The sequence below is a fragment of the Allochromatium vinosum DSM 180 genome (assembly GCF_000025485.1).
Taxonomy (GTDB): Bacteria; Pseudomonadota; Gammaproteobacteria; order Chromatiales; family Chromatiaceae; genus Thermochromatium; species Thermochromatium vinosum.
Map to the genome: position 1 here is coordinate 2,838,046 of NC_013851.1, position 20,649 is coordinate 2,858,694.

Sequence of the window (20,649 nt, forward strand, 5' to 3'; positions counted from 1 at the left end):
CTTGGAACGTTTGAACCTCAATCCGCCAAGCCAGGACGCACTCATCCTGATCGTCGACGATGACCCGCCCGCCATCGACGCACTGCGCCGAATCCTGCGCCGCGGGCGTTACACCAACGTCCTCGGCTGCTCCAGCGCCGCCGCTTCGCTGGATGTGATCGCACTCCAGCGTCCGATGCTCGTGCTGCTCGATCTGCACATGCCCGTCATGGACGGGTTTGCCGTGCTGGCGCACATCCAGCGTGAATACCTGCCCGAGGAGGCGCCGACGGTCCTGATCTTGACCGCGAGCGAGGATCGCGCCTCACGACTGCGGGCGCTGGAGTCCGGGGCGCGCGACTACCTGCTCAAGCCCTATGATCCGTATGAGGTACTGCTGCGGGTCCGCAACCTGCTCGCGATCCAGCGCCAGGGACGGATGCTGGCGAATGTCCTGGATTCGACGCCGTTCGCCATGCTCGCCCACGACGCCGCCGGACACTGCACCTATATCAATCGCAGCGCCCTGAACCTGCTGGGCTACGAGCGTACCGAGGCGATCATCGGCCAGGACGTTCGCGCTATCCTCCATGACCACACCAGCGACAGCGCGACTCCAGGCGAAACGGGTCCGTCCGGCAGCGAGCGATGGTGCCGGCGCGCAGACGGCACCATGCTCCCTGTGCGCTATTGGTCCTATCCGCTCAGCGGCGAGCGATCGACCGGCGAGTCACTGGTCACCCTGCTGGACCAAAGCGAACATCACGAATCCGAGCGACGCGCACGGCTCGCCGCCGAGAAACTCGAGACGGCCCTGCGTCAGGCCGACGAGGCCAACCTGGCCAAGAGCCGGTTCGTGGCTAACATGTCGCACGAGATCCGCACCCCCTTGACGGCGATCACCGGATTCGCCGAGACCCTCACCGAATCCGATCAGCCCCCCGAGGAATGCGAGCGGGCCGTGAATGCCATCATTCGCAACAGCCGCTACCTGATGGAACTGGTGAACAACATCCTGGATTTTTCCAGGATCGAGTCGGGGAAACTGCTCGTCGAGCAGATCGAGACACCCTTCGAGACCTGGATTCGGGAGATCGCGGCGTTCGCGATCGAGCGCGCGCGCGGCAAGGGGCTGCATTTCGACCTCAGCGTCGAAGCGCCCTGGCCACGCACACTCGTCACCGACCCGACACGCGCCAAGCAGATCCTCGTCAATCTGCTGAACAATGCCTTCAAATTCACCGAACAGGGTTCGGTGCGCCTGCATGTCGTGCTCGATCCTGAGCACGAACGACTCGTCCTCGAGGTGACCGATACCGGCATTGGGATCGAGTCCCATCGTCAGGAAGAGTTGTTCGAAGCCTTCGTGCAGGCCGATGCCTCGACCATGCGCCAGCATGGCGGCAGCGGCCTGGGACTGAACATCGCGCGCACCCTGGCTCGGTGCCTCGGCGGTGAGCTGAGCGTGCGCAGCGTGTTTGGGGTCGGCAGTCGCTTCACGGCCACACTGGCGACAGGTCCGATCGCCAAAGCCGACCTGGAGCACCGGCCGCTGCATATCACGAGCGATCAGGCCACCGAGACTCAACCGCTGGAAGCCCGGACACTGGTCCAGGATGTCCGGGTCGAGGGCGACATCCTGCTCGTCGACGATCATGCCGACAATCGTGATCTCCTCTGTCATCTTTTGCGCCAGATCGGCGCACGGGTGTTCACGGCTGAAAACGGACAGCAGGGATTCGAGCGCGCGCAGGGCCGGGATTTCGATCTGATCCTGATGGACATGCAGATGCCGGTGCTCGATGGCCTGAACGCCACACGCCTGCTGCGCATGAGCGGTTTCGATGGTCCCATCGTCGCCCTGACCGCCAATACGACCCTGGAAGACCGGCAGGCCGCGCTCGAAGCCGGTTGCAACGACTTTCTCACCAAACCGATCGACCAACGGTCTCTGCGCGAGACGGTCGTGCGTTATCTGTCACACAGCAACCGGCCACGGACGCCGGAACCCGAGTGTCCGGCCATCCGCGAGATACCCGGCTATGAGGAACTCAGCCAGCGATTCCGGCGCGAATTGCCGGGTTCCCTGGCGGCGATGCGGGCGGCGCGCGCAGGCGGCGATCTGAGCACGGTGGCAACCCTCGCCCATCAGCTCAAGGGTGTCGGCAGCAGTTTCGGTCTCGCGGAGACCACACGTCTCGCCGGCATCATCGAGACCAGGGCGCGATGCGGTGAGACGGAAGTGCTCCCCAGTCTGCTCAATCTGCTGGAAGAGTCATGCCAACAGAGTTCGAACTGATTCGGGTCGAGCCGGCCGATATCGATCTGGATCGGGCACTGACGTATGACGTGTTCAGAGCCGATGGGTCCCTGCTCGCCGCCGCCGGCACCCGCATCGATGACCCCTGGAAGATCGAGATCCTCATGGACGGGTGGCGCCGTGCCCCGGCCGTCGTGTCCGATGCGCTCAACCTCGATTCGCCACCACCCGTGACGCCCGTGCGGATCGCGCGACCACAACCGGCGGCCGTCCGCCCCATCAATCTGGCTCAGACAACAGCCCTGGTGGCCGACGACATGCCACTGGCCCGCGCGATGCTGAGCAACATCCTGCTCGCGCAGGGTATCGGGCGGGTCATCGTCGTCGAGGATGGCAAGAAGGCGATCAGCCGCTTTCTGGCAGACGCACCGAATCTTGTTCTGCTCGACATCGACATGCCCAAGCTCGATGGCCTGGAGGCTCTCAGACAAATCAAGGAGTGCTCGCCCGGCGTCTTCGCCTGTCTGGTCAGCTCCAACAGCACGCGCGTGAACGTGCAACTGGCCCGCGAGTTCGGCGTGGACGGCTTTCTGGTCAAACCTTACACACCTTTGAACCTGAAGCGCATCCTCGCACGTTATCGGGCACATTCGCCCAAAGGACCGCATTGAGCACAGCCTGACTCGCGGCTCGTTGACGCGACAGGCCGACATCGCTTCATGCAGACAGGCAGCCATTGATATTTCACAATTTTCTTATATACTAAAAATCCTTCCGTCAACGACGAAAAAACCAACAATCTTTTCGCTTGCCAACAACGTCTGTCTTTTCAAGGTGTGTCACATGTCCAAGCTGATCCAAACCGTCTCCGCCATCGCGCTCGCTGCCGCCACGACCACGGCCTTCGCCTGGTATGCCGCGCCCTATCAACCCGTCGCCCCGAGCGCCGAACAGCACAAGGCGCTGGTCGAGCAGCAGCAGGCCATGATGGAGCAGCACGACAAGGCCATGCGAGAAGCTTTCGAGGCGCAGCGTCAGTTCGCCGAGCAGCAGATGGCCTGGGCCGATCAGACTCGTCAGGCATGGCCCACCGTCCCGGCCCACCCATTCGCCACGACGCCCGAGTTCCCCGCGATGCCGGCCATGCCTGAGTTTGGTCAGTATCCGAACGCACCCGAGTTCCCCAAGGCGCCCGAGTTCGGCCAATACCCGGCCATGCCCGAGTCGATGGAGGCCCGTCTCAAGGAGCTCGACAGCCAGCGCGAGCAGCTCAAGCAGCGTATCGAAGAACGTCGCGAGGCCATGAAGCAGTGGAGCGAAGAGCGTCGCGCCCAGCACCCGCCCCGTCACATCGGCGAGCCACTGAACCGTGCCTTTCATGATCGTCCCTATCCCATGATGCCCCAGCACCAGGCGCAGGCTCCGTGCGAGCCTTCCTCCCAAACGCGCTAAAAAGCCGCATGCGGGGTCGAAGGATTGACCTGAAAGCGTGCATCTGAGACAACGAACGGCCCCATCGTCGATGGGGCCGTTTGCGTTTCGGCGACGCCGGGAACTCTCGATGGAGCCGGACGCCTAACGCCAGACGCCGCATCCGGTCCGAGGTCTCATATTATCCAGGACATCCCTTGGCGTGAATGCGAGACATCCCAGAGCGAGTCCCGATCGATGCCTGTTTTTTCGATACCGATACTGATTTCGACGCTGGTCTGGCTGGCCGCGCCGAACGCCTGGGCTTCAGGGCCGGGCGAGAAACCGACGGCCGTACCCGTGGTGGCGGCCGAGGCGCATGTCCAGCCGCTCAGTGAACGGGTCGAAGCCTTGGGCACGCTCCAGGCCGACGAATCGGTCGCCATCACCTCCCAGGTCACCGAGACCATCTCGGTGGTGCACTTCGATGACGGTCAGCGCGTGCGCGCAGGCGATCCACTGGTCGAGATGACCAGCGCCGAGGAGCATGCCCTGCTGGAAGAGGCTCGTGTGCGGACGCGTGAGGCCGAACGTCAGTACGAGCGAGTCAAATCGTTGGTAGCCCAGCGCTCGGCCTCCGAATCCCTGCTCGACGAGCGCAAGCGCGATCTCGATACGGCACGCGCCCTGCTCACTGCCATCGAGTCGCGCGTGGCCGACCGTTTCATCAAGGCGCCCTTCGACGGCGTGCTGGGCCTGCGCAACATCAGTCCCGGTGCTCTGGTCGAACCCGGCGCCCTGATCACGACCCTCGACGACGACCGGCTGATGAAGCTCGATTTCAGCGTGCCCAGCATCCATCTCGCCTCGCTTCAGCCCGGACTGGGCATCGAGGCCACGAGTTCGGCTTTCGGCGCCCGCGTCTTCAAGGGCGTGGTGCGCGGGGTCGACAGCCGGATCGATCCGGTCACGCGCTCGGTGCGGGTGCGCGCCATCCTGCCCAACCCCGACTTCACGCTCAAACCCGGACTGCTGATGCGCGTGGTGCTGCTGCTCGACCCGCGCGAGGCGCTCACCGTTCCCGAGGCGGCGATCCTGCATCGTGGACAGGAACACTTCGTCCTGCGGCTGTCCGAGGACGAGGCCGGAATCACCGCCGAACGGATCCGGATCCGGATCGGCACGCGCATTCCCGGCTGGGTCGAGGTGCGCGACGGACTGGCGCCGGGCGAGCGTGTCGTCACCGAGGGGCAGGAGAAGGTCAGGCCCGGCCAGCCGCTGCGACTCATTGCCGGCCCTGGCTCCAGCCCCGACGAGGCAGCCAAACCCCAGACGGACACCACACCGGGCCGGATGCCGTGATCCTCTCCGACCTCTCCATCACCCGCCCGATCCTGGCCAGTGTGCTCTCGCTGCTGCTGGTCGCCTTCGGACTGGTCTCGTTCGACCGGCTGCCGCTGCGCCAGTTTCCGGACATCGATCCGCCGGTGGTCTCGATCGACACCACCTATCGCGGTGCGGCGGCCGCCGTGGTCGAGACCCGCATCACCCAGGTCATCGAGGAGCGCATCGCCGGGGTCGAAGGCATCCGCACCGTCGAGTCGACCAGCGAGGACGGGCGTTCGCGCATCAGCATCGAGTTCAGCATCGACCGCGACGTCGACAGCGCCGCCAACGACATCCGCGACCGCGTCTCCGGCATCATCGATCAGCTCCCGAGCGAGGCCGATCCGCCCGAGATCCAGAAAGTCGACAGCAACGACGACGTCATCGTCTGGTTCAATCTCTCCAGCGAGCGGATGACGGTGCCCGAACTCTCGGATTATGCACGGCGCTATCTGGTCGACCGCTTCTCGGTGCTCGACGGCGTGGCGCGGGTGCGGGTCGGCGGCGAGCAGACCTATGCGATGCGCGTCTGGCTCGATCGCCATGCCCTGGCCGCGCGCGGACTGACGGTCGCCGATGTCGAGGACGCGCTGCGGGCCGAGAACATCGAACTGCCCGCCGGCGAGGTCGAATCGATCGACCGCCAGTTCAGCGTGCGCGTCGATCGCGCCTTCAACACCGCCGACGACTTCGCGCGCCTGGTGCTCAAGCGCGGCGCGGACGGCTATCTGGTGCGTCTGGGCGACGTGGCGCGGGTCGAGCGCGGCACCGAAGAGGAGCGCACGTTCTTTCGCGGCAACGGCAAACCCATGGTCGGCCTCGGCATCATCAAGCAGTCGACCGCCAACACCATCGCCGTCGCCCAAGCGGCCAAAGCGGAGGTGGAGCGCGTCAACCAGTCGCTGCCCGATGGCATGATCCTGAGCCAGAGCTTCGACAGCTCGGTGTTCGTCGAGGAGGCGATCGACGAGGTCTACAAGACGCTCGCCATCGCCATCGGTCTGGTGGTGCTGGTGATCTTTCTGTTTTTGGGCAACTGGCGCGCGACCCTGGTGCCGGCGATCACGGTGCCTGTGTCGATCGTGTCTACCTTCACCGTGCTGCTCGCGCTCGGGTTCTCGATCAACATCCTGACCCTGCTCGCGCTGGTGCTGGCCATCGGGCTGGTGGTCGACGATGCCATCGTGGTGCTGGAGAACATCCACCGGCGCATGGAGGAATACGGCGAGACGCGGCTGGTCGCCGCCTATCGGGGCACACGCCAGGTCGGCTTCGCGGTGGTTGCGACCACCATCGTGCTGGTCGCGGTCTTCGTCCCGATCGCCTTCCTGCGGGGTGATCTGGGACGGCTGTTCGCCGAGTTCGCCCTGACCATGGCCGCCGCCGTGGTCTTCTCCTCCTTCGTCGCGCTCTCGCTGTCGTCGATGCTGGCCTCCAAGGTGCTGCCGGCGGCGCACCGGCCCGAGGGCGGGCGCGCCGGTCTGAGCGAGGGCATCGACCGCCTCTTCCTGGCCATCCGTCGACGCTATCGACACCTGCTTGGCTTCCTGCTGCGCCGGCCCTGGATCATCCTGCTGGCGCTGGTCGCTACGCTCGGTGCAGCCGTCTGGCTGTTCGAGCGCATCCCGCAGGAATACACCCCCAAGGAGGATCGCGGCGCCTTCTTCATCCTGGTCAATGGACCCGAGGGTGCTTCGCACAGTTACATGAAGACCTACATGGAGGAGATCGAGCGCCGGCTCATGCCCTATGCCGAGAGCGGCGAGGCGATCCGGCTGCTGGTGCGCAGTCCGCGTGCCTTCTCCAATACGGCTACGTTCAACACCGGCATGGTCATCGTCGTGCTCGACAGTCATGCCAAGCGCCGCTCGGCCTGGGTCATCATGGACGAGATCCGCGCCAAGCTCGCCGACCTGCCGGGCGTGCGCGCCTTCCCGGTCATGCGTCAGGGCTTCGGCACGCGCACCAGCAAGCCGGTGCAGTTCGTCCTCGGCGGCGGGAGTTACGAGGAACTGGCGGCCTGGCGCGATACCCTGATCGCCGAGATCGAGAAAGACAATCCCGGACTCGTCGGACTCGACTGGGACTACAAGGAGACCAAACCTCAACTACGGGTCGAGATCGACTACGACCGTGCCGCCGATCTCGGGGTGACGGTCGGCACGCTCGGACGCACGCTGGAGACCATGCTCGGCTCGCGCCGGGTGACGACCTATCTGGATCAGGGCGAGGAATATGACGTCATTCTGGAAGGCGAGCGTCACGAGCAGAGTACTCCGACCAGTCTGGAGAACATCTATATCCGCTCGGCGCGCAGCGACGCCCTGATCCCGCTCGCCAGTCTCGCGCGCGTGATCGAAACCGCCGAATCGCCGGAACTCAACCGCTTCAACCGCATCCGCGCCATCACGATCGAAGCCAGTCTGGCCGAAGGGCTGGCACTCGGCGACGCGCTCGACTATCTGGAAACCAAGGTCCGCGAACATCTGCCCGAGCAGGCCCAGGTCGACTACAAGGGCCAGAGCCGTGACTTCAGGAACAGCGCCGCCGGCGTGCTGTTCGTCTTCGTGCTGGGGCTGATGGTGGTCTATCTGGTGCTGGCCGCGCAGTTCGAGAGCTGGATCCATCCGCTGGTCATCATGCTCACGGTGCCGCTGGCCATGGCCGGGGCGCTGTTCGGGCTATGGATCACCGGTCAGAGTCTCAATATCTTCAGCCAGATCGGGCTGGTGATGCTGGTGGGGCTGGCGGCCAAGAACGGCATCCTCATCGTCGAGTTCGCCAATCAACTGCGCGATCAGGGGCTGGAGTTCCGCGCGGCCCTGGTCGAGGCGAGCGAGACCCGGCTCAGACCCATCCTCATGACCGGCGTCACCACGGCGGCCGGGGCCATTCCGCTGCTGCTCTCCAGCGGCGCCGGCTCCGAGACGCGCGCCGTCATCGGTATCGTCATTCTCGCCGGTGTGCTGGCGGCGACGGTCTTCACCCTGTTCGTGGTTCCCGTGGCCTACGACCGGCTGGCGCGTCACACCGGATCGCCGGGAGCCGTCAAGCAGCGGCTGGAGCGTGAGATGGCTGATCAGCCTTAGCTAGGACAGGGCCTCGACATCCCGATCGCGCATCCCGAGCAGATAGAGGATGGCGTCGAGTCCGACCGTAGCGATGGCATGACGCGCCTGCTCGGTGACGATGGGCTTGGCATGGAAGGCGATACCGAGTCCGGCGATGGCCAGCATCGGCAGATCATTGGCGCCGTCGCCGACCGCGATCACCTGCTCCAGCCGAATGCCCTCGCGCGCGGCGATCTCGCGTAACAGCTCAGCCTTGCGCGCGCCGTCGACGATCTCACCCGAGACCTCGCCGGTGAGCGTACCGTCCCGGAATTCGAGCCGGTTGGCGTGAACATAGTCGATGCCGAATCGCCGTTGCAGATGCTCGGCGAAATAGGTGAAACCGCCCGAGAGGATCGCGACCTTGTAACCGAGCCGCTTGAGCGTGGCGATGAGCCGGTCGGCGCCCTCGGTGATCGGCAGACGCTCGGCGATTCCGGCCAGCACGGATTCGTCCAGTCCCTTGAGCAGCGCCATGCGCCGCCGGAAGCTCTCCTTGAAGTCCAGCTCGCCGCGCATCGCCGCCTCGGTGATGGCCGCGACCTCGGCGCCCACGCCGGCCGCCGCCGCCAGTTCGTCGATGACCTCGGTCTGGATCAGGGTCGAATCCATGTCGAAGCACACCAGCCGCCGGTTGCGGCGGAAGATGTCGTCCTCCTGGACCGAGATGTCGACGTCCAGCACCCGCCCGAGCGCCAGCAGGGCGCCATGCAGCTCGGTCAGGTCGGGCACGGCGCCGCGCACCGAGAGCTCCACCGACGCCAGCGCCGCCGGCAGACGCTCGCGCCGCGAGATGCGCCCGGTCAGGCGCGTGATGCGGTCGACGTTCAGCCCGCGCTCGGCGACCACGGCCGAGACGCGCGCGATGTGCTCGGCCTCGATCTCGCGCCCGACCAGGGTCAGGATATGGCGCGGCTGGCCCTGATCACGCACCCAGCCCTCATAGTCATCAGCCGCGATGGGCTTGAAGCGGATATCGAGCCCCAGGGTGTGGGCGCTGAACAGCAGCTCCTTGAACACCCCGCAATCGGTACCGGAACGCGGCAGCTCGACCAGCAGACCCAGCGCCAGAGCGTTGTGGATGGTCGACTGGCCGATGTCCAGGATCGGCACCTGATAGCGGGCGAGGATGGCGGTCAGGGCGGCGGTGATGCCGGGGCGATCCTCGCCGGTGACATTGATCAGGACGATTTCGCTCATGGCACGCTCATTCCCCGGCGATCGTCATGCGGTCGATCAGCCAGGAGCCGGTGCGGGTGCTGCCCGGAAAGTCGCAGTCGTTGCCGACCGCCACCAGTCCGGCGAACATCTGCTTGAGATTGCCGGCGATGGTGATCTCCTCGACCGGATACTGGATCTCGCCGTTCTCGACCCAGAAGCCGGACGCGCCACGCGAGTAGTCGCCCGTGACCGGGTTGACGCCGTGGCCCATGAGTTCAGTCACCATCAGCCCGGTGCCCATCTCACGCAGGAGCGCGGCGCGGTCCAGGTCGCCCATCTCGATGGCGAGATTGCGCACGCCCCCGGCATTGCCCGTGGTCGGCATCCCGAGCCGGCAGCCCGAATAGGTGTCGAGCACATAGGTCTGGAGCACGCCGTCGCGCACCAGATCCTTGGCGCGCGTGGCCACGCCGTCGCCGTCGTAGGGCGCGCTGGAGAGTCCGCGCAACAGATGCGGCTGCTCGTGGATGCGCACGAACTCGGGGAAGATGCGCTGGCCGAGATGGTCGAGCAGGAAGCTGGAGCGCCGGTAGAGGCTGGCGCCATTGATGGCCGAGACCAGACTGCGCAGGAGTCCGGTCGCCACCTCGGCACGGAACAGCACCGGCGCCTCGCGTGTGCCGAGCCGCCGTGCGCCGAGACGCGCCACGGTCCGTTCGGCCGCCCGTTCGCCGACCGAGCGCGCCGAGTCCAGATCAGCGGCGGCACGCGCCGTGGTCCACCAGTAATCGCGCTGCATCAGTTCACCATCCTGGCCGATGACGGCACAGTTGAGACTGTGGCGCGTGGTCGGATAGCCGCCGAGGAAGCCGTGACTGTTGCCGGCGACATGGATGCCGAGATGGGTCGAGAGACTCGCGCCCTCGGAGTTGACGATACGCGGATCATGGGCGCGCGCCGCGTCCTCGCAGGCGATGGCCAGCTCGATCGCCTGCTCGACCTCGATCGCCCAGGGATGACAGAGATCCAGGTCCGGGATCTCGGTGGCCATGAGTTCGGGCGGGGCCAGATGGGCGCAGGGGTCGTCCTGGGTGTGCTGGGCGATGGCGCGCGCGGCGCTGACGGCATCGCGCACGGCCGCCGGACTGAGATCCGAGGTGCTGGCCGAGCCCTTGCGGTGGCCGAAGTAGAGCGTGACGCCCAAGCCGTTGTCGCGGGTATGCTCGACCGTCTCGACCTCGCCGAGCCGCACCGCGACCTCCAGTCCGGCGCTGCCGCCGACCGAGGCTTCGGCGGCGCTGGCGCCCTGGCGCTTGGCTTCCTTGAGCAGGTCTTCGATGATCTGTTGCAGCCGGGCCAGACGCTCGGCGGTGTCCTCAGTGGTCAGGATGGGCATGATGGGAATCTGTGTTTGGGCTGGGTTCGGATCAGGTCGGATCAGGGCGAATGAGGCGGTTCGGCGACACTCACCGCCGCCTCCTACGCGCTGGTGCCGCCGACGGTGAGTCCGTCGATGCGCAGCGTGGGCTGGCCGACGCCGACCGGGACGCTCTGGCCTTCCTTGCCGCAGGTGCCGACGCCTTCGTCGAGCCTGAGGTCGTTGCCGATCAGGCTGACGCGGGTGAGCACGTCCGGGCCGTTGCCGATGAGGGTGGCGCCCTTGACCGGACGGGTGATGCGGCCCTTTTCGATCAGATAGGCTTCGCTGGCCGAGAACACGAACTTGCCCGAGGTGATGTCGACCTGACCGCCGCCGAAGTTGACGGCATAGAGTCCCTTGTCGACCGAGGCGATGATCTCCTCCGGGTCGCGCTCGCCGGCGAGCATGTAGGTGTTGGTCATGCGCGGCATCGGCAGATGGGCGTAGGACTCGCGCCGACCGTTGCCGGTGGGCGTGGTGCCTGTGAGCCGGGCGTTGAGCTTGTCCTGCATGTAGCCGCGCAGGATGCCGTCCTCGATCAGCACGGTGTTCTGGGTCGGGGTGCCTTCGTCGTCGAGATTGAGCGAACCGCGCCGTCCGGGCAGGGTGCCGTCGTCGACCACGGTCACGCCCTTCGCGGCAACCCGCTGCCCGAGGCGTCCGGCAAAGGCCGAGCTGCCCTTGCGGTTGAAGTCGCCCTCCAGACCATGACCGATGGCCTCGTGCAGCAGCACGCCGGGCCAACCCGAACCGAGCACCACGGTCATGGTCCCGGCCGGGGCTTCGACGGCATCGAGATTGACCAGCGCCAGCCGTACCGCTTCGCGCGCGAAGGCCAGCGCCCGATCCTCGACCAGGAAATAGCCGAGATCCGCCCGCGCCCCGCCGCCGCTCGAACCCTGCTCTCGCCGCCCGTCCTGCTCGGCGATGACGCTGACGTTCAGCCGCACCAGCGGGCGCACATCGGCGGCCAGGGTGCCGTCGTCGGCCAGCACCAGTACCGTGTCCTGCACCGCGACCAGACTGGCGATGACCTCGCGCACGCGCGGATCGGCGCGCCGGGCCTCGGCATCGACCCGTTGCAAGAGCGCGACCTTGTCGGCGTCGGGCAGGCTGTCGATGGGATTGAGCGGTTCGTACAAACGTTGGGCGACGGGGCGCTGACCGATCCGCACCCGCCCGTCCTGTCCGCCACGGGCGATGGCGCGCGCCGCCGTGGCCGCCTCGATCAGCGCCGGGAGCTGCAATTCGTCGGAATAGGCGAAGCCGGTCTTCTCGCCGCTGACGGCGCGCAGTCCGGCGCCCTGCTCGATGCTGAAGTTGCCGTCCTTGAGGATGCCGTCCTCCAGCACCCAGGATTGCAGCCGGCTGTACTGGAAATAGATGTCGGCCGCGTCCACCGCCGCACTGGTCAGATGTCCGAGCAGACGGTCGAGTGCGGACTCGTCCAGTCCGGCCGGAGCGAGGATGCTGTCACGGGCGATGGCGATGGGATCAATCATAGGTTCGATATTCGGCGGACTCTTGAATCAGTAGCGAGAAGGTTGGTGATCAGGCCGTTCACGGACAGACTTGCGGCCTCAGGCGTTGCATTTCAAACGCCGGTGATGGATGGTCGGGAAGCTGCGCCGCACCGAATCCAGGAATTCACGATCGATCGAGGCACAGACGAAGCCCGTTCCACGCGGCACCTGAGCCAGGATGGTGCCCCAGGGATCGACGATCAGGCTGTGTCCATGGGTCTCGCGACCGTTGACATGAAAACCGCCCTGAGCCGCCGCCACCACATAGGCCAGATTCTCGATGGCGCGCGCACGCATCAGCGGCTCCCAGTGCGCCTTGCCGGTGACGGCGGTGAAGGCCGAGGGCACGGCCAGGATCTCGGCGTCCTCGTCGAGCAGCCGGCGAAAGAGCTCGGGAAAGCGCAGATCATAGCAGACGGCCAGTCCGAGTCGTCCGAATGGCGTGTCGATCACGACCGGCTCGGTGCCGGGCTCGATGACCGCCGACTCGTGATAACGCTCGTCGAGACCCGGCAGGTTGACGTCGAACAGATGGATCTTGTCGTAGCGGGCGACCCGCTCGCCACGGTCGTCGAAGACCAGACAGGCCGCACGCACCCGGTCGGGCGTCTTGGCTTGCAGCGGGATGGTTCCGCCGACCACCCAGACGCCCAGTTGCCTGGACAGGCGCGACAGGAAGGCTTGCAGCGGCCCGTCGCTATCGGCCTCGCGGATCTCGAGCTGATCGCGATCCTCCTGGCCCATGAAGGCGAAGTTCTCGGGCAGCACCACCAGTTCGGCGCCCTCCTCCACCGCCTCGCGCGTCAGACGCTCCACCTCGAACAGGTTGGCGCTGACATTGGGGCCGGTCGCCATCTGGATGGCGGCAATCTTATGTTTTTCTTTCATGTGATGACTTCCAATTCCGCCCAGTCTGTGGCGCGGATGCCGGCCTGCGTCGCGGTCGGAGAGCGATCGCCGCTGTTGCGCGTGGAGGCCGTTCCGCTGATTTGTTGCAAAGATACCACCTGACCCGGTTCGCCGAAAACCGAGGCTCAGTGCTGATCGAGAAAATGATTGATCGCGCGCGGCGGTTCCTTGTCCCGGTTCTCGGTGTCGGACCCCAACTCCGTGCCGAGACCGCCGAGCGGCTCCCAACCGAGTCGTGTCCATTCCGGTTCGTTCCAGGAACCCGTGAGCCGGTACTCGTACCGGCCGAGCCGGTCGATGGTGTTGCCGGTGGCGCGATCGACCAGATAGACGGCCGCGCCCACCACCGGCCCGCCGGCCACCGCGCCGGCCAGGGCCACGCTCGACCCCAGCCTGGGTTCGACCAGGACGCGCTGATCGAGCTGCCGGCTGGCCAGATCCGTGCGACCTGTGATGCTCACCTTGGCGGCCGGTCCTTCGATCAGCACCTCGTCCAGCTGCGCCTGTCCCTGTCCGATCGCGATCCGTCCGGCCAGACGCTCGAAGCTGAAGCCCTGCTGGTGCAGATCCGAGAAGTCGAGCACCAGCCGGCGACCAATGGAGCCGATGTCGACGAATCCGAGCAGGCGCCCGACACCCGGCTCGACCTCCAGCAACCGCCCGGCACCGACCTCGATGTCCAGGACACCGGCGGCGCGCACCCAGGCAAAGCGCGACGGCCCCCCCGGCCAGCTCAGGCGCACGCGCGTACTGGCGGCACCGGCCTCGATCGCCGCCGGCTCGTCGAAGCCCGCCAGGACGCGCCCCAGATTCGGGGTCTCGGCCTTGAGATCGAGGCGCGTCTCGCCACCCTCGGGATTACGGACCCATTCGCCGACTCCCTCGACCGTCAAGAGTCCCGAACCGTCGAGACGCAGGTGCGGCAGGCGCAGACCCAGGGCGTCACGATGCAGAGCCAGATCCAGTGTCCCCAGCGGCTGTTCGCCCCAGTCGAGCCGTTCGACATGCAGATCGAGCGAGGGCAAGGTGCTGAAGGCGTCCGCACCGGGTTCGGCGCTCGAATCGGCTGGAGTCGGCGCGGCAGACTGGGGAGGCGTCAGGAGCGCCTTGAGGTCGAGCCGTTCGAGATCGAGTCCCAGCCGCCGACCGGCCACCGGATCGGCGGGACGAATCCGGCCGGCGACCTCGCGGGACGCCAGTTGCATCCGCCAGCCGGACGGTCCCGGTGCAGCCTTGAGTTCAAAGGCGTTGAGCGTGCGGCCGCCGACATGCAGACGCTCGATGTCGAACGCCACGCCCGCCAGCGCGATACCGCCCCGTCTGGCCGCCTGCTGGCCGAGCTGAGTCGCCTGTGTCCAGTCGCTCCAGGCGCCCAGATCCAGCGCGTCGAGCCGGCCGGCGAGCTGGAGTCCGGAGGCCGTGGTTTCCAGCTTGAGGGTGAGCGGCCGGCCCTTGAGTCTGGCCTTGACCTCGGAGGCTTCGATCCCACGCGCATCGAAGCGCACCGCCCCGTCCAGCCGCGAGAGCTGGATGGCCGTCCCGCGCAGGCCCAGTGCGGCCGGCTCCGGCCAGCTCAGAACGCCCGACACCCCCAGAACGCGCTGCGGCACCAATGGCAGATCGATATCCAGGACCAGTCGCGACCGACCGCTGACGTCGAGGATTTCGGCCAGTCCGCCCAGCTTGTCGGCGAGCGGCGTGTCGGCCAGGACGCGGCGTCCGTCCTCGAAGGGGCCGCGTGTCTCGCCGTGGATGCGCAGTGACTCGACGCCACGCAGATCGGGCAGATCGACCCGTCCGTTGCTGAAGTCGCTTTCGAGCAGACGCCCGCGCTCGACCCGGATCGACAGTCCCTGGTTGAGGAAATGCAGATGACCGGCGGCGGATTCGATCGCCGGCCAGTCCGGCTGATAATCCAGACGCAGATCCTCGAACACCAGTTTCAGCTCGAACCGGCCTCGACCTTCGCGGAAGGGATAGTCGGCGGGGGCGCCGCGAAAGAGCAGGTCGCCCTGGGTGACGCGCCCGGAGACGATGGACTGTTCCAGCCAGCTCACCAGACTGGGGTGCATGAGACCGGCCGGCAGATAGGGACGGACGTTGGCGCCATTGCCGTCCTGGAAGCGGGCGACCAGATCCAGGAAAGGCCGTCCGTCGGCGCCGGGCAGTTGCAGGTCCAGCTGCCCCTGTCCGCGCAGGTCGGCGTTTTTCAGGCTGAGTTCGGGGGCGGTGAGTGTCCAGCCGCCCTGCGATTGGCGCGCCCACTCCAGCCGTCCGGCGAGCCGGTCGAGCCGGAGCGGGCGATCGAAGGTCGGGTTGAGATCCAGGTCGAGTCGCTCGGTCTCCAGGCGCAGCTGGCCGCCGTCCTGATCGGCGGCGAGCGTCAGATCCAGACCCGCGAAGCCTGGCAGCGGCGCACGCTGATCTAGCCCGAGATCGGACAGGCTGGCCGAGACCTGCCAGCGCGGCGCCGTCACGGCATCCCTGTCCGCTTCGGTCTCGGTCAGGTCGAGTCCGAACGACAGGTCGCGCACCAGTCCGCGCGGGCGGCGTTCCAGCAACAGCGCCAGCGTCTCGGGCAGGCGCCAGGGACTCGCGCGTGCGAGCGTGCTCAGGTCGGCGAGGTCGAGGCGGCTCGCGCGCGCCTCCAGACCGAGCGGTGCGCCATCGGGCGCCAGACTCAGATCCAGGTTCAGGCCCGAGAGTCCCGCCCGACCGGAGCCGAGATCCAGGCCGGCGACCCGCAGCGTCCAGCCGTCCGCGCTGGGCTGGAGGCGCGCCTGGGCCTTCAGATGCCAGGCCGGGAAGCGATCCGGTGCCTCATCGCCCCGGCGCGGTTTCGCATCCTCGCGATCGCGCATCCCGAAACGCAGCCCCTGGAGATCGAGCCGTAGCGAGGACGGCGCAAGCCGGCCCTGTTCGATATTCAGCCAGGCTTCGATCATGGCCCGCTCGGTATCCAGGCGCCCGGCACGGGTCAGACCCGCCGGCAGCAGCAGACCGAGATTCCCCCCGTCCAGGCTCAGATAGCCCCGACCGCTCCAGGCAGCCGGATCGGACGGCGGCCCCTCCAGACGGGCCGACAGGCGCAGGGACGGACGGACGGGTCCGCCATCGCTCGGGTCTGGCGTTCGCGCGCGGGTCGCGAGCGGATCGGGCGGGACCGGGCGCGCGCGGAGATCCAGCCAATGCTGCTCCCCGGTATTGGCCAGGGTCAGGTGCACCCCGGTCAGACGCAACAGCCGTGACTCTCGGACGGCATCGCGCAACAGGATCTCGCTCTCGACCACATCGAGCCGGCCCTCGCGCCAAAAGCCTTCGAGCACCTGTGGATCGCCGCCGCCCAAGCCGTCGAGACCCTGGAGCCGAAACCGGCCCTCCGCCGTTCTTTCCACCGTCAAATGCGCGCCAACCAGGGTCAGCGCCTCGATCTGAGGCGAGCGGGTTCGCACTGAATCCCAGAGATCCAGATCCAGTTGCAGCGCCTTCAGACTCAGAGCCGGTGCGCCCGTATCCGGATCGCTCAGCTCGACCTGCTCCAGATTCAGACGTGGCCGGACACCGGCCAGACCCAGACGCAGGCCGGCGATCGACACCCGATAGCCCAGACGTTCGGCGAGCCATTCCGCGAGCGGTGCGCGATAGCTGTCGGGCAGGGACGGCGACCAGTACGCAAGCGCGACCAGCAGTGCCAGGAGCACTGCCGTCAGGAGCGACACGCCTTTCAGCAAGGTCATCGTGCGTGCGGGCCGGGACATGAGCGGGATATCAGCGCATCGTATTCACAGGATCACAGTGCGCGCCACCGTCGGCACCGATGGCGAATCGCGAACGCCGGAGTGTTCAGCGCATCTCTCCAACTCAGATCAGCACGACGTCGTACTGTTCCTGCGTATAGAGCGCCTCGGCCTGGAGCCGGATCGGACGGCCGATGAACTCCTCCAGCTCGGCCAGATGCGCCGACTCCTCGTCGAGCAGCCGGTCGACGACCTCCTGCGAGGCCAGTACCAGCAGGGTCTCGACCTCGAACTGACGCGACTCGCGCAGGATCTCGCGGAAGATCTCGTAGCAGGTGGTCTCGGCGGTCTTGATCGAACCGCGCCCGCCGCAGCAGGGACAGGGCTCGCACAGCACATGCTCCAGCGATTCGCGGGTGCGCTTGCGCGTCATCTCGACCAGACCGAGCGAGGAGACCTCGGTGATGTGGGTCTTGGCATGATCGCGGGCGAGGCATTTTTCGAGCGCGCGCAGCACCTGGCGCTTGTGCTCGTCCTCGGTCATGTCGATGAAGTCGATGATGATGATGCCGCCGAGATTACGCAGTCTGAGCTGACGGCAGATCGCCTGGGCGGCCTCCAGGTTGGTCTTGAAGATGGTCTCTTCCAGATTGCGATGACCGACGAAGGCGCCGGTGTTCACGTCGATCGTGGTCATGGCCTCGGTCTGGTCGATGACCAGATGACCGCCCGACTTGAGGCTGACCTTGCGCTGGAGCGCCTTGCGGATCTCCTCCTCGACGCCGTAGAGATCGAACAGCGGACGCTCGCCCTGGTAGTACTCGATGCGGCCCTGGATCTCGGGGATGTACTTGGTGGCGAAGGAGACGGCCTTGTCGACCATGGCGCGCGAGTCGATGCGGATGCGCTCGACCTCGGGTGTCACCAGATCGCGCAGGGCGCGCAGCGCCAGGGCCAGATCGTCGTGGACCAGACCGATCTGGTTGACGTGGGCGCACCGCTCCTTGATGCCGCGCCAGAGCTTGGCCAGAAAGGCCATGTCCTTCTCCAGCGCCTCTTCGCTCACGGCCTCGGCGGCGGTGCGGGCGATGAAACCGCCCTCGCCCTGATGGGCCTCGACATAGCGCAGCAGGATCTCGCGCAGACGGCGGCGTTCGTCCTCATCCTCGATCTTCTGCGATACGCCCGTGGTCGACACCGCCGGCATGCACACCAGATAGCGCGAGGCGATCGAGATGTTGGTGGTCAGACGCGCCCCCTTGGTGCCGAGCGGGTCTTTGACCACCTGGACCACGATCATGTCGCCCTCGCGCACCAGCTCATGGATCTGGTCGCCGCGCGACTCGCCGGGGGCGCCGATGATGTCGGAGGCGTGCAGAAAGGCCGCGCGCTCCAGACCGATGTCGACGAAGGCCGCCTGCATCCCCGGCAGCACGCGGCAGATGCGTCCCTTGTAGATGTTGCCGACCAGACCGCAGCGCTCGGCGCGCTCGATGATGATCTCCTGCACCACCCCGTTCTCGACGACCGCGACCCTGGTTTCGGGCGGGGTGACATTGATGAGAATCTCTTCACTCACTCGATGCGTCCTTCTGATAGCTGGATTCTTGAGACATTGAAACCGCAACGGTACGAAGGACGCAAAGCGCGCTGTCCAGGGATTTTCGCCCGGTGGCTTCGGAACCGGATGTCCTTCAGAGGGCGTCAGCGTTCGCGAGCAGGGCGATACCGGCGCGATGCAGCAGACATCCGGTCTCATACAGCGGCAGTCCCATGACGCCCGAGTAGCTGCCCTGGAGATCGGCGACGAAGAGCGCGCCCAAGCCCTGGATGCCGTAGCCGCCGGCCTTGTCGCACGGCTCGCCGCTGGCCCAGTAGGCCCGTTGCTCGCGTTCGTCGATGACGCGAAAACCGACCCGGCTCGTGCTCAGCTCGTACCAGACCTCACCGGCTCGGGCGAGCGCCACCCCGGTCAGCACCTGATGCGTCCGGCCCGACAGGCGCGCCATCATGCGCAGGAAATCGGGTCGGTCGAGCGGTTTTCCCAGGATCTCGCCGTCGACGATCACGGCGGTGTCGGCGGCCAGCACCGGGCGCAGGTCTTCGGTCGGAACCGCCGACCGGCCGGTCCGCGCCTTCTCGATCGCGATCCGCCGCACATAGTCCTCGGGCGACTCGCCCGGACCTGGAGTCTCGTCCACGTCCGCCTCGACCTGAGCGAAGCGCACGCCGATCTGGTTCAGCAACTCGCCCCGGCGCGGCGAACGCGAGGCGAGATAGAGCTGGTGGCTGGTCTCAGTCATGGCTCAGGTCATCCGGCACGATGATAGGGATGCCCCTGGGTCAGGCTCCAGGCGCGATAGAGTTGCTCGGCGAGGATGACGCGCACCAGCGGATGCGGGAAGGTCAGGGCCGAGAGCGACCAGCGCTCACGCGCCCGCGCCAGACACTCGTCCGACAGCCCGTCGGCCCCGCCCACCACGAGCGCCCGATCGCGCCCATCGGCCAGCCAGTCGCGCAGATGGCCCGCCAGCGTCTCGGTGCTCCAGGAGCGCCCGCGCTCGTCGAGCACGATCACATCCGCGCCCTTGGGGATCGCCTTGAGGATGCGCCGCCCTTCTTCTTCGCGCGCCTGGCGCACAGTGGTGGTCTTGGCGCGATGCACCGGGTCGATCTCGACCAGATGCAGGGCGCACTCGGGCGGCAGCCGCTTGGCGTACTCGCGATAGCCGTCCTCGATCCAGCCCGGCATCCGCCGGCCGACACATATCAGATGAATCCGCATACGACACTCGATTTCGATCACTCCCGACATCATCCCCCATCCCGGTGCCCGACGTAAACGCGCACCCGAGACCCGAGCGGGCGCTTTCAGCGTCAATCGGCTTGCGTTATGATCGCCGCTCCCGAATTTTCAAATCCCGTCTGCGTCGCAGTCTCGATCCACGCGCACGGACGGAACAGACAAGCATATCCCGAGGTCGGCTCACGACTGCGGGCAACGGAGAAACACGATGGGCGTCGGCGGCATCAGTATTTGGCAGCTCCTGATCATCCTGGTGATCGTGGTCTTGTTGTTCGGCACCAAGCGGCTGAAGAACATCGGCTCGGATCTCGGCGAGGCCATCCGCGGCTTCCGCAGTTCGATGTCGAATTCCGACAAGAGCGACGAGGACGACACCGGCGCGCGCGAGAATGGCGCCATCGGCCAGCCGAACGACGCGCGCCCGGCGGACTCGACCGCCCAGACACGCCAGAGCGACACCACGGCCAATCGCGATCGCACCTGATCGCCTCGCTCGCCAACCGGATGCTCGACCCTGCTGGACGGTGCTAGATGTTCGATGTCGGCTTTCAAGAACTGATCCTGGTGGCCATCGTCGCCCTGGTCGTGATCGGCCCGGAGCGTCTGCCGCGCGCGGCGCGCGTGGCGGGCAAGTGGGTCGGGCACGCGCGGCGCACGCTCTCCAACGTCAAACACGAGATCGATCGCGAGCTCAAGGCCGAGGAACTCAAGAAGATCCTCGACGAGCAGGCGCGACACAATCCGCTCGATACCATCCTGGAAGAGCCGGCGAAGACCACGCCCCGCCCCGCGACCACGACCGAGCCGCAGACGACGGCGAGCGGCTCGTCTCCGTCGAACGGCCCGCTCGCCAAGTAACGGCGCGAAAACGAGCGAGAGGCTTCCGGTCAGGAAGCTCCGGCTTTGTGACCGTTGCCCTTGTGCCGGCCCGCCGGACACCGCATCTTG

The 20,649-nt window shown here is 66.6% G+C and carries 15 protein-coding genes; 7 read left to right on the forward strand and 8 right to left on the reverse strand.

Going from position 1 to position 20,649, the window contains the following annotated elements; genetic code table 11:
* The first annotated feature begins 1 nt into the window (after position 1).
* The 5 genes from ALVIN_RS16680 to ALVIN_RS12565 all read left to right on the forward strand — a co-directional run bounded on the left by ALVIN_RS16680 (position 2) and on the right by ALVIN_RS12565 (position 8,124).
* The gene (locus ALVIN_RS16680; RefSeq protein ID WP_012971693.1) at positions 2-2,278 is read left to right on the forward strand and encodes a response regulator; all 2,277 of its coding nucleotides are present in this window, start codon (positions 2-4) and stop codon (positions 2,276-2,278) included.
* Positions 2,257-2,910 carry a response regulator gene (locus ALVIN_RS16685; RefSeq protein ID WP_012971694.1) on the forward strand — a complete coding sequence of 218 codons (654 nt, stop codon included), beginning with the start codon at positions 2,257-2,259 and terminating at the stop codon, positions 2,908-2,910. Before ALVIN_RS16680 ends, ALVIN_RS16685 begins: the two co-directional genes overlap by 22 nt.
* A gap of 172 nt (positions 2,911-3,082) precedes the next feature.
* On the forward strand, positions 3,083-3,691 hold the full coding sequence (locus ALVIN_RS12555; RefSeq protein WP_012971695.1) for a hypothetical protein: 609 nt from the start codon (positions 3,083-3,085) through the stop codon (positions 3,689-3,691).
* 216 nt (positions 3,692-3,907) lie between these two features.
* Positions 3,908-5,011, forward strand: a complete 1,104-nt coding sequence (locus tag ALVIN_RS12560; RefSeq protein ID WP_012971696.1) for an efflux RND transporter periplasmic adaptor subunit — start codon at positions 3,908-3,910, stop codon at positions 5,009-5,011.
* Positions 5,008-8,124 (forward strand): efflux RND transporter permease subunit, encoded by a 3,117-nt coding sequence (locus ALVIN_RS12565; RefSeq protein WP_012971697.1) that lies wholly within the window; start codon positions 5,008-5,010, stop codon positions 8,122-8,124. The genes ALVIN_RS12560 and ALVIN_RS12565 overlap by 4 nt, the downstream gene beginning before the upstream one ends.
* Here the strand turns inward: ALVIN_RS12565 and serB are convergent, their stop codons facing one another.
* From serB to rlmH, 8 genes are all read right to left on the reverse strand, one after another.
* Positions 8,125-9,345, reverse strand: a complete 1,221-nt coding sequence (gene serB / locus ALVIN_RS12570; RefSeq protein WP_012971698.1) for a phosphoserine phosphatase SerB — start codon at positions 9,343-9,345, stop codon at positions 8,125-8,127.
* Between the two features lie 7 nt (positions 9,346-9,352).
* Entirely contained in the window at positions 9,353-10,702 is a 1,350-nt protein-coding gene (gene pmbA / locus ALVIN_RS12575) for a metalloprotease PmbA (protein WP_012971699.1), read from the reverse strand.
* An 83-nt stretch (positions 10,703-10,785) separates the two neighbouring features.
* The gene (gene tldD, locus ALVIN_RS12580) at positions 10,786-12,228 is read right to left on the reverse strand and encodes a metalloprotease TldD (RefSeq protein ID WP_012971700.1); all 1,443 of its coding nucleotides are present in this window, start codon (positions 12,226-12,228) and stop codon (positions 10,786-10,788) included.
* A 78-nt stretch (positions 12,229-12,306) separates the two neighbouring features.
* Entirely contained in the window at positions 12,307-13,137 is an 831-nt protein-coding gene (locus ALVIN_RS12585) for a carbon-nitrogen hydrolase family protein (protein ID WP_012971701.1), read from the reverse strand.
* 146 nt (positions 13,138-13,283) lie between these two features.
* Positions 13,284-16,895, reverse strand: a complete 3,612-nt coding sequence (locus ALVIN_RS12590) for a YhdP family phospholipid transporter (protein WP_012971702.1) — start codon at positions 16,893-16,895, stop codon at positions 13,284-13,286.
* 124 nt (positions 16,896-17,019) lie between these two features.
* The gene (gene rng / locus ALVIN_RS12595) at positions 17,020-18,474 is read right to left on the reverse strand and encodes a ribonuclease G (protein WP_012971703.1); all 1,455 of its coding nucleotides are present in this window, start codon (positions 18,472-18,474) and stop codon (positions 17,020-17,022) included.
* A gap of 115 nt (positions 18,475-18,589) precedes the next feature.
* Complete coding sequence (locus tag ALVIN_RS12600; protein ID WP_012971704.1) at positions 18,590-19,198, reverse strand: Maf family protein; 609 nt, start codon at positions 19,196-19,198, stop codon at positions 18,590-18,592.
* Positions 19,199-19,206: 8 nt separating this feature from the next.
* Entirely contained in the window at positions 19,207-19,680 is a 474-nt protein-coding gene (gene rlmH, locus ALVIN_RS12605) for a 23S rRNA (pseudouridine(1915)-N(3))-methyltransferase RlmH (protein ID WP_012971705.1), read from the reverse strand.
* Positions 19,681-19,909: 229 nt separating this feature from the next.
* Here rlmH and tatA point away from each other — a divergent pair, with 229 nt between their 5' ends.
* Positions 19,910-20,185, forward strand: coding sequence for a twin-arginine translocase TatA/TatE family subunit (tatA, locus tag ALVIN_RS12610; protein ID WP_012971706.1), 276 nt, complete (start codon positions 19,910-19,912; stop codon positions 20,183-20,185).
* Positions 20,186-20,232: 47 nt separating this feature from the next.
* Positions 20,233-20,559 carry a Sec-independent protein translocase protein TatB gene (gene tatB, locus ALVIN_RS12615; RefSeq protein ID WP_012971707.1) on the forward strand — a complete coding sequence of 109 codons (327 nt, stop codon included), beginning with the start codon at positions 20,233-20,235 and terminating at the stop codon, positions 20,557-20,559.
* The last annotated feature ends 90 nt before the right edge of the window (positions 20,560-20,649 follow it).

Coding starts and splice junctions, on each gene's coding strand:
- ALVIN_RS16685 (WP_012971694.1), top strand. CDS start 2,257: ATGCCAACAGAGTTCGAACTGATTCGGGTCGAGCCGGCCGATATCGAT.
- ALVIN_RS12555 (WP_012971695.1), top strand. CDS start 3,083: ATGTCCAAGCTGATCCAAACCGTCTCCGCCATCGCGCTCGCTGCCGCC.
- ALVIN_RS12560 (WP_012971696.1), top strand. CDS start 3,908: ATGCCTGTTTTTTCGATACCGATACTGATTTCGACGCTGGTCTGGCTG.
- serB (WP_012971698.1), bottom strand. CDS start 9,345: ATGAGCGAAATCGTCCTGATCAATGTCACCGGCGAGGATCGCCCCGGC.
- pmbA (WP_012971699.1), bottom strand. CDS start 10,702: ATGCCCATCCTGACCACTGAGGACACCGCCGAGCGTCTGGCCCGGCTG.
- tldD (WP_012971700.1), bottom strand. CDS start 12,228: ATGATTGATCCCATCGCCATCGCCCGTGACAGCATCCTCGCTCCGGCC.
- ALVIN_RS12585 (WP_012971701.1), bottom strand. CDS start 13,137: ATGAAAGAAAAACATAAGATTGCCGCCATCCAGATGGCGACCGGCCCC.
- ALVIN_RS12590 (WP_012971702.1), bottom strand. CDS start 16,895: ATGACCTTGCTGAAAGGCGTGTCGCTCCTGACGGCAGTGCTCCTGGCA.
- ALVIN_RS12600 (WP_012971704.1), bottom strand. CDS start 19,198: ATGACTGAGACCAGCCACCAGCTCTATCTCGCCTCGCGTTCGCCGCGC.
- rlmH (WP_012971705.1), bottom strand. CDS start 19,680: ATGCGGATTCATCTGATATGTGTCGGCCGGCGGATGCCGGGCTGGATC.
- tatA (WP_012971706.1), top strand. CDS start 19,910: ATGGGCGTCGGCGGCATCAGTATTTGGCAGCTCCTGATCATCCTGGTG.
- tatB (WP_012971707.1), top strand. CDS start 20,233: ATGTTCGATGTCGGCTTTCAAGAACTGATCCTGGTGGCCATCGTCGCC.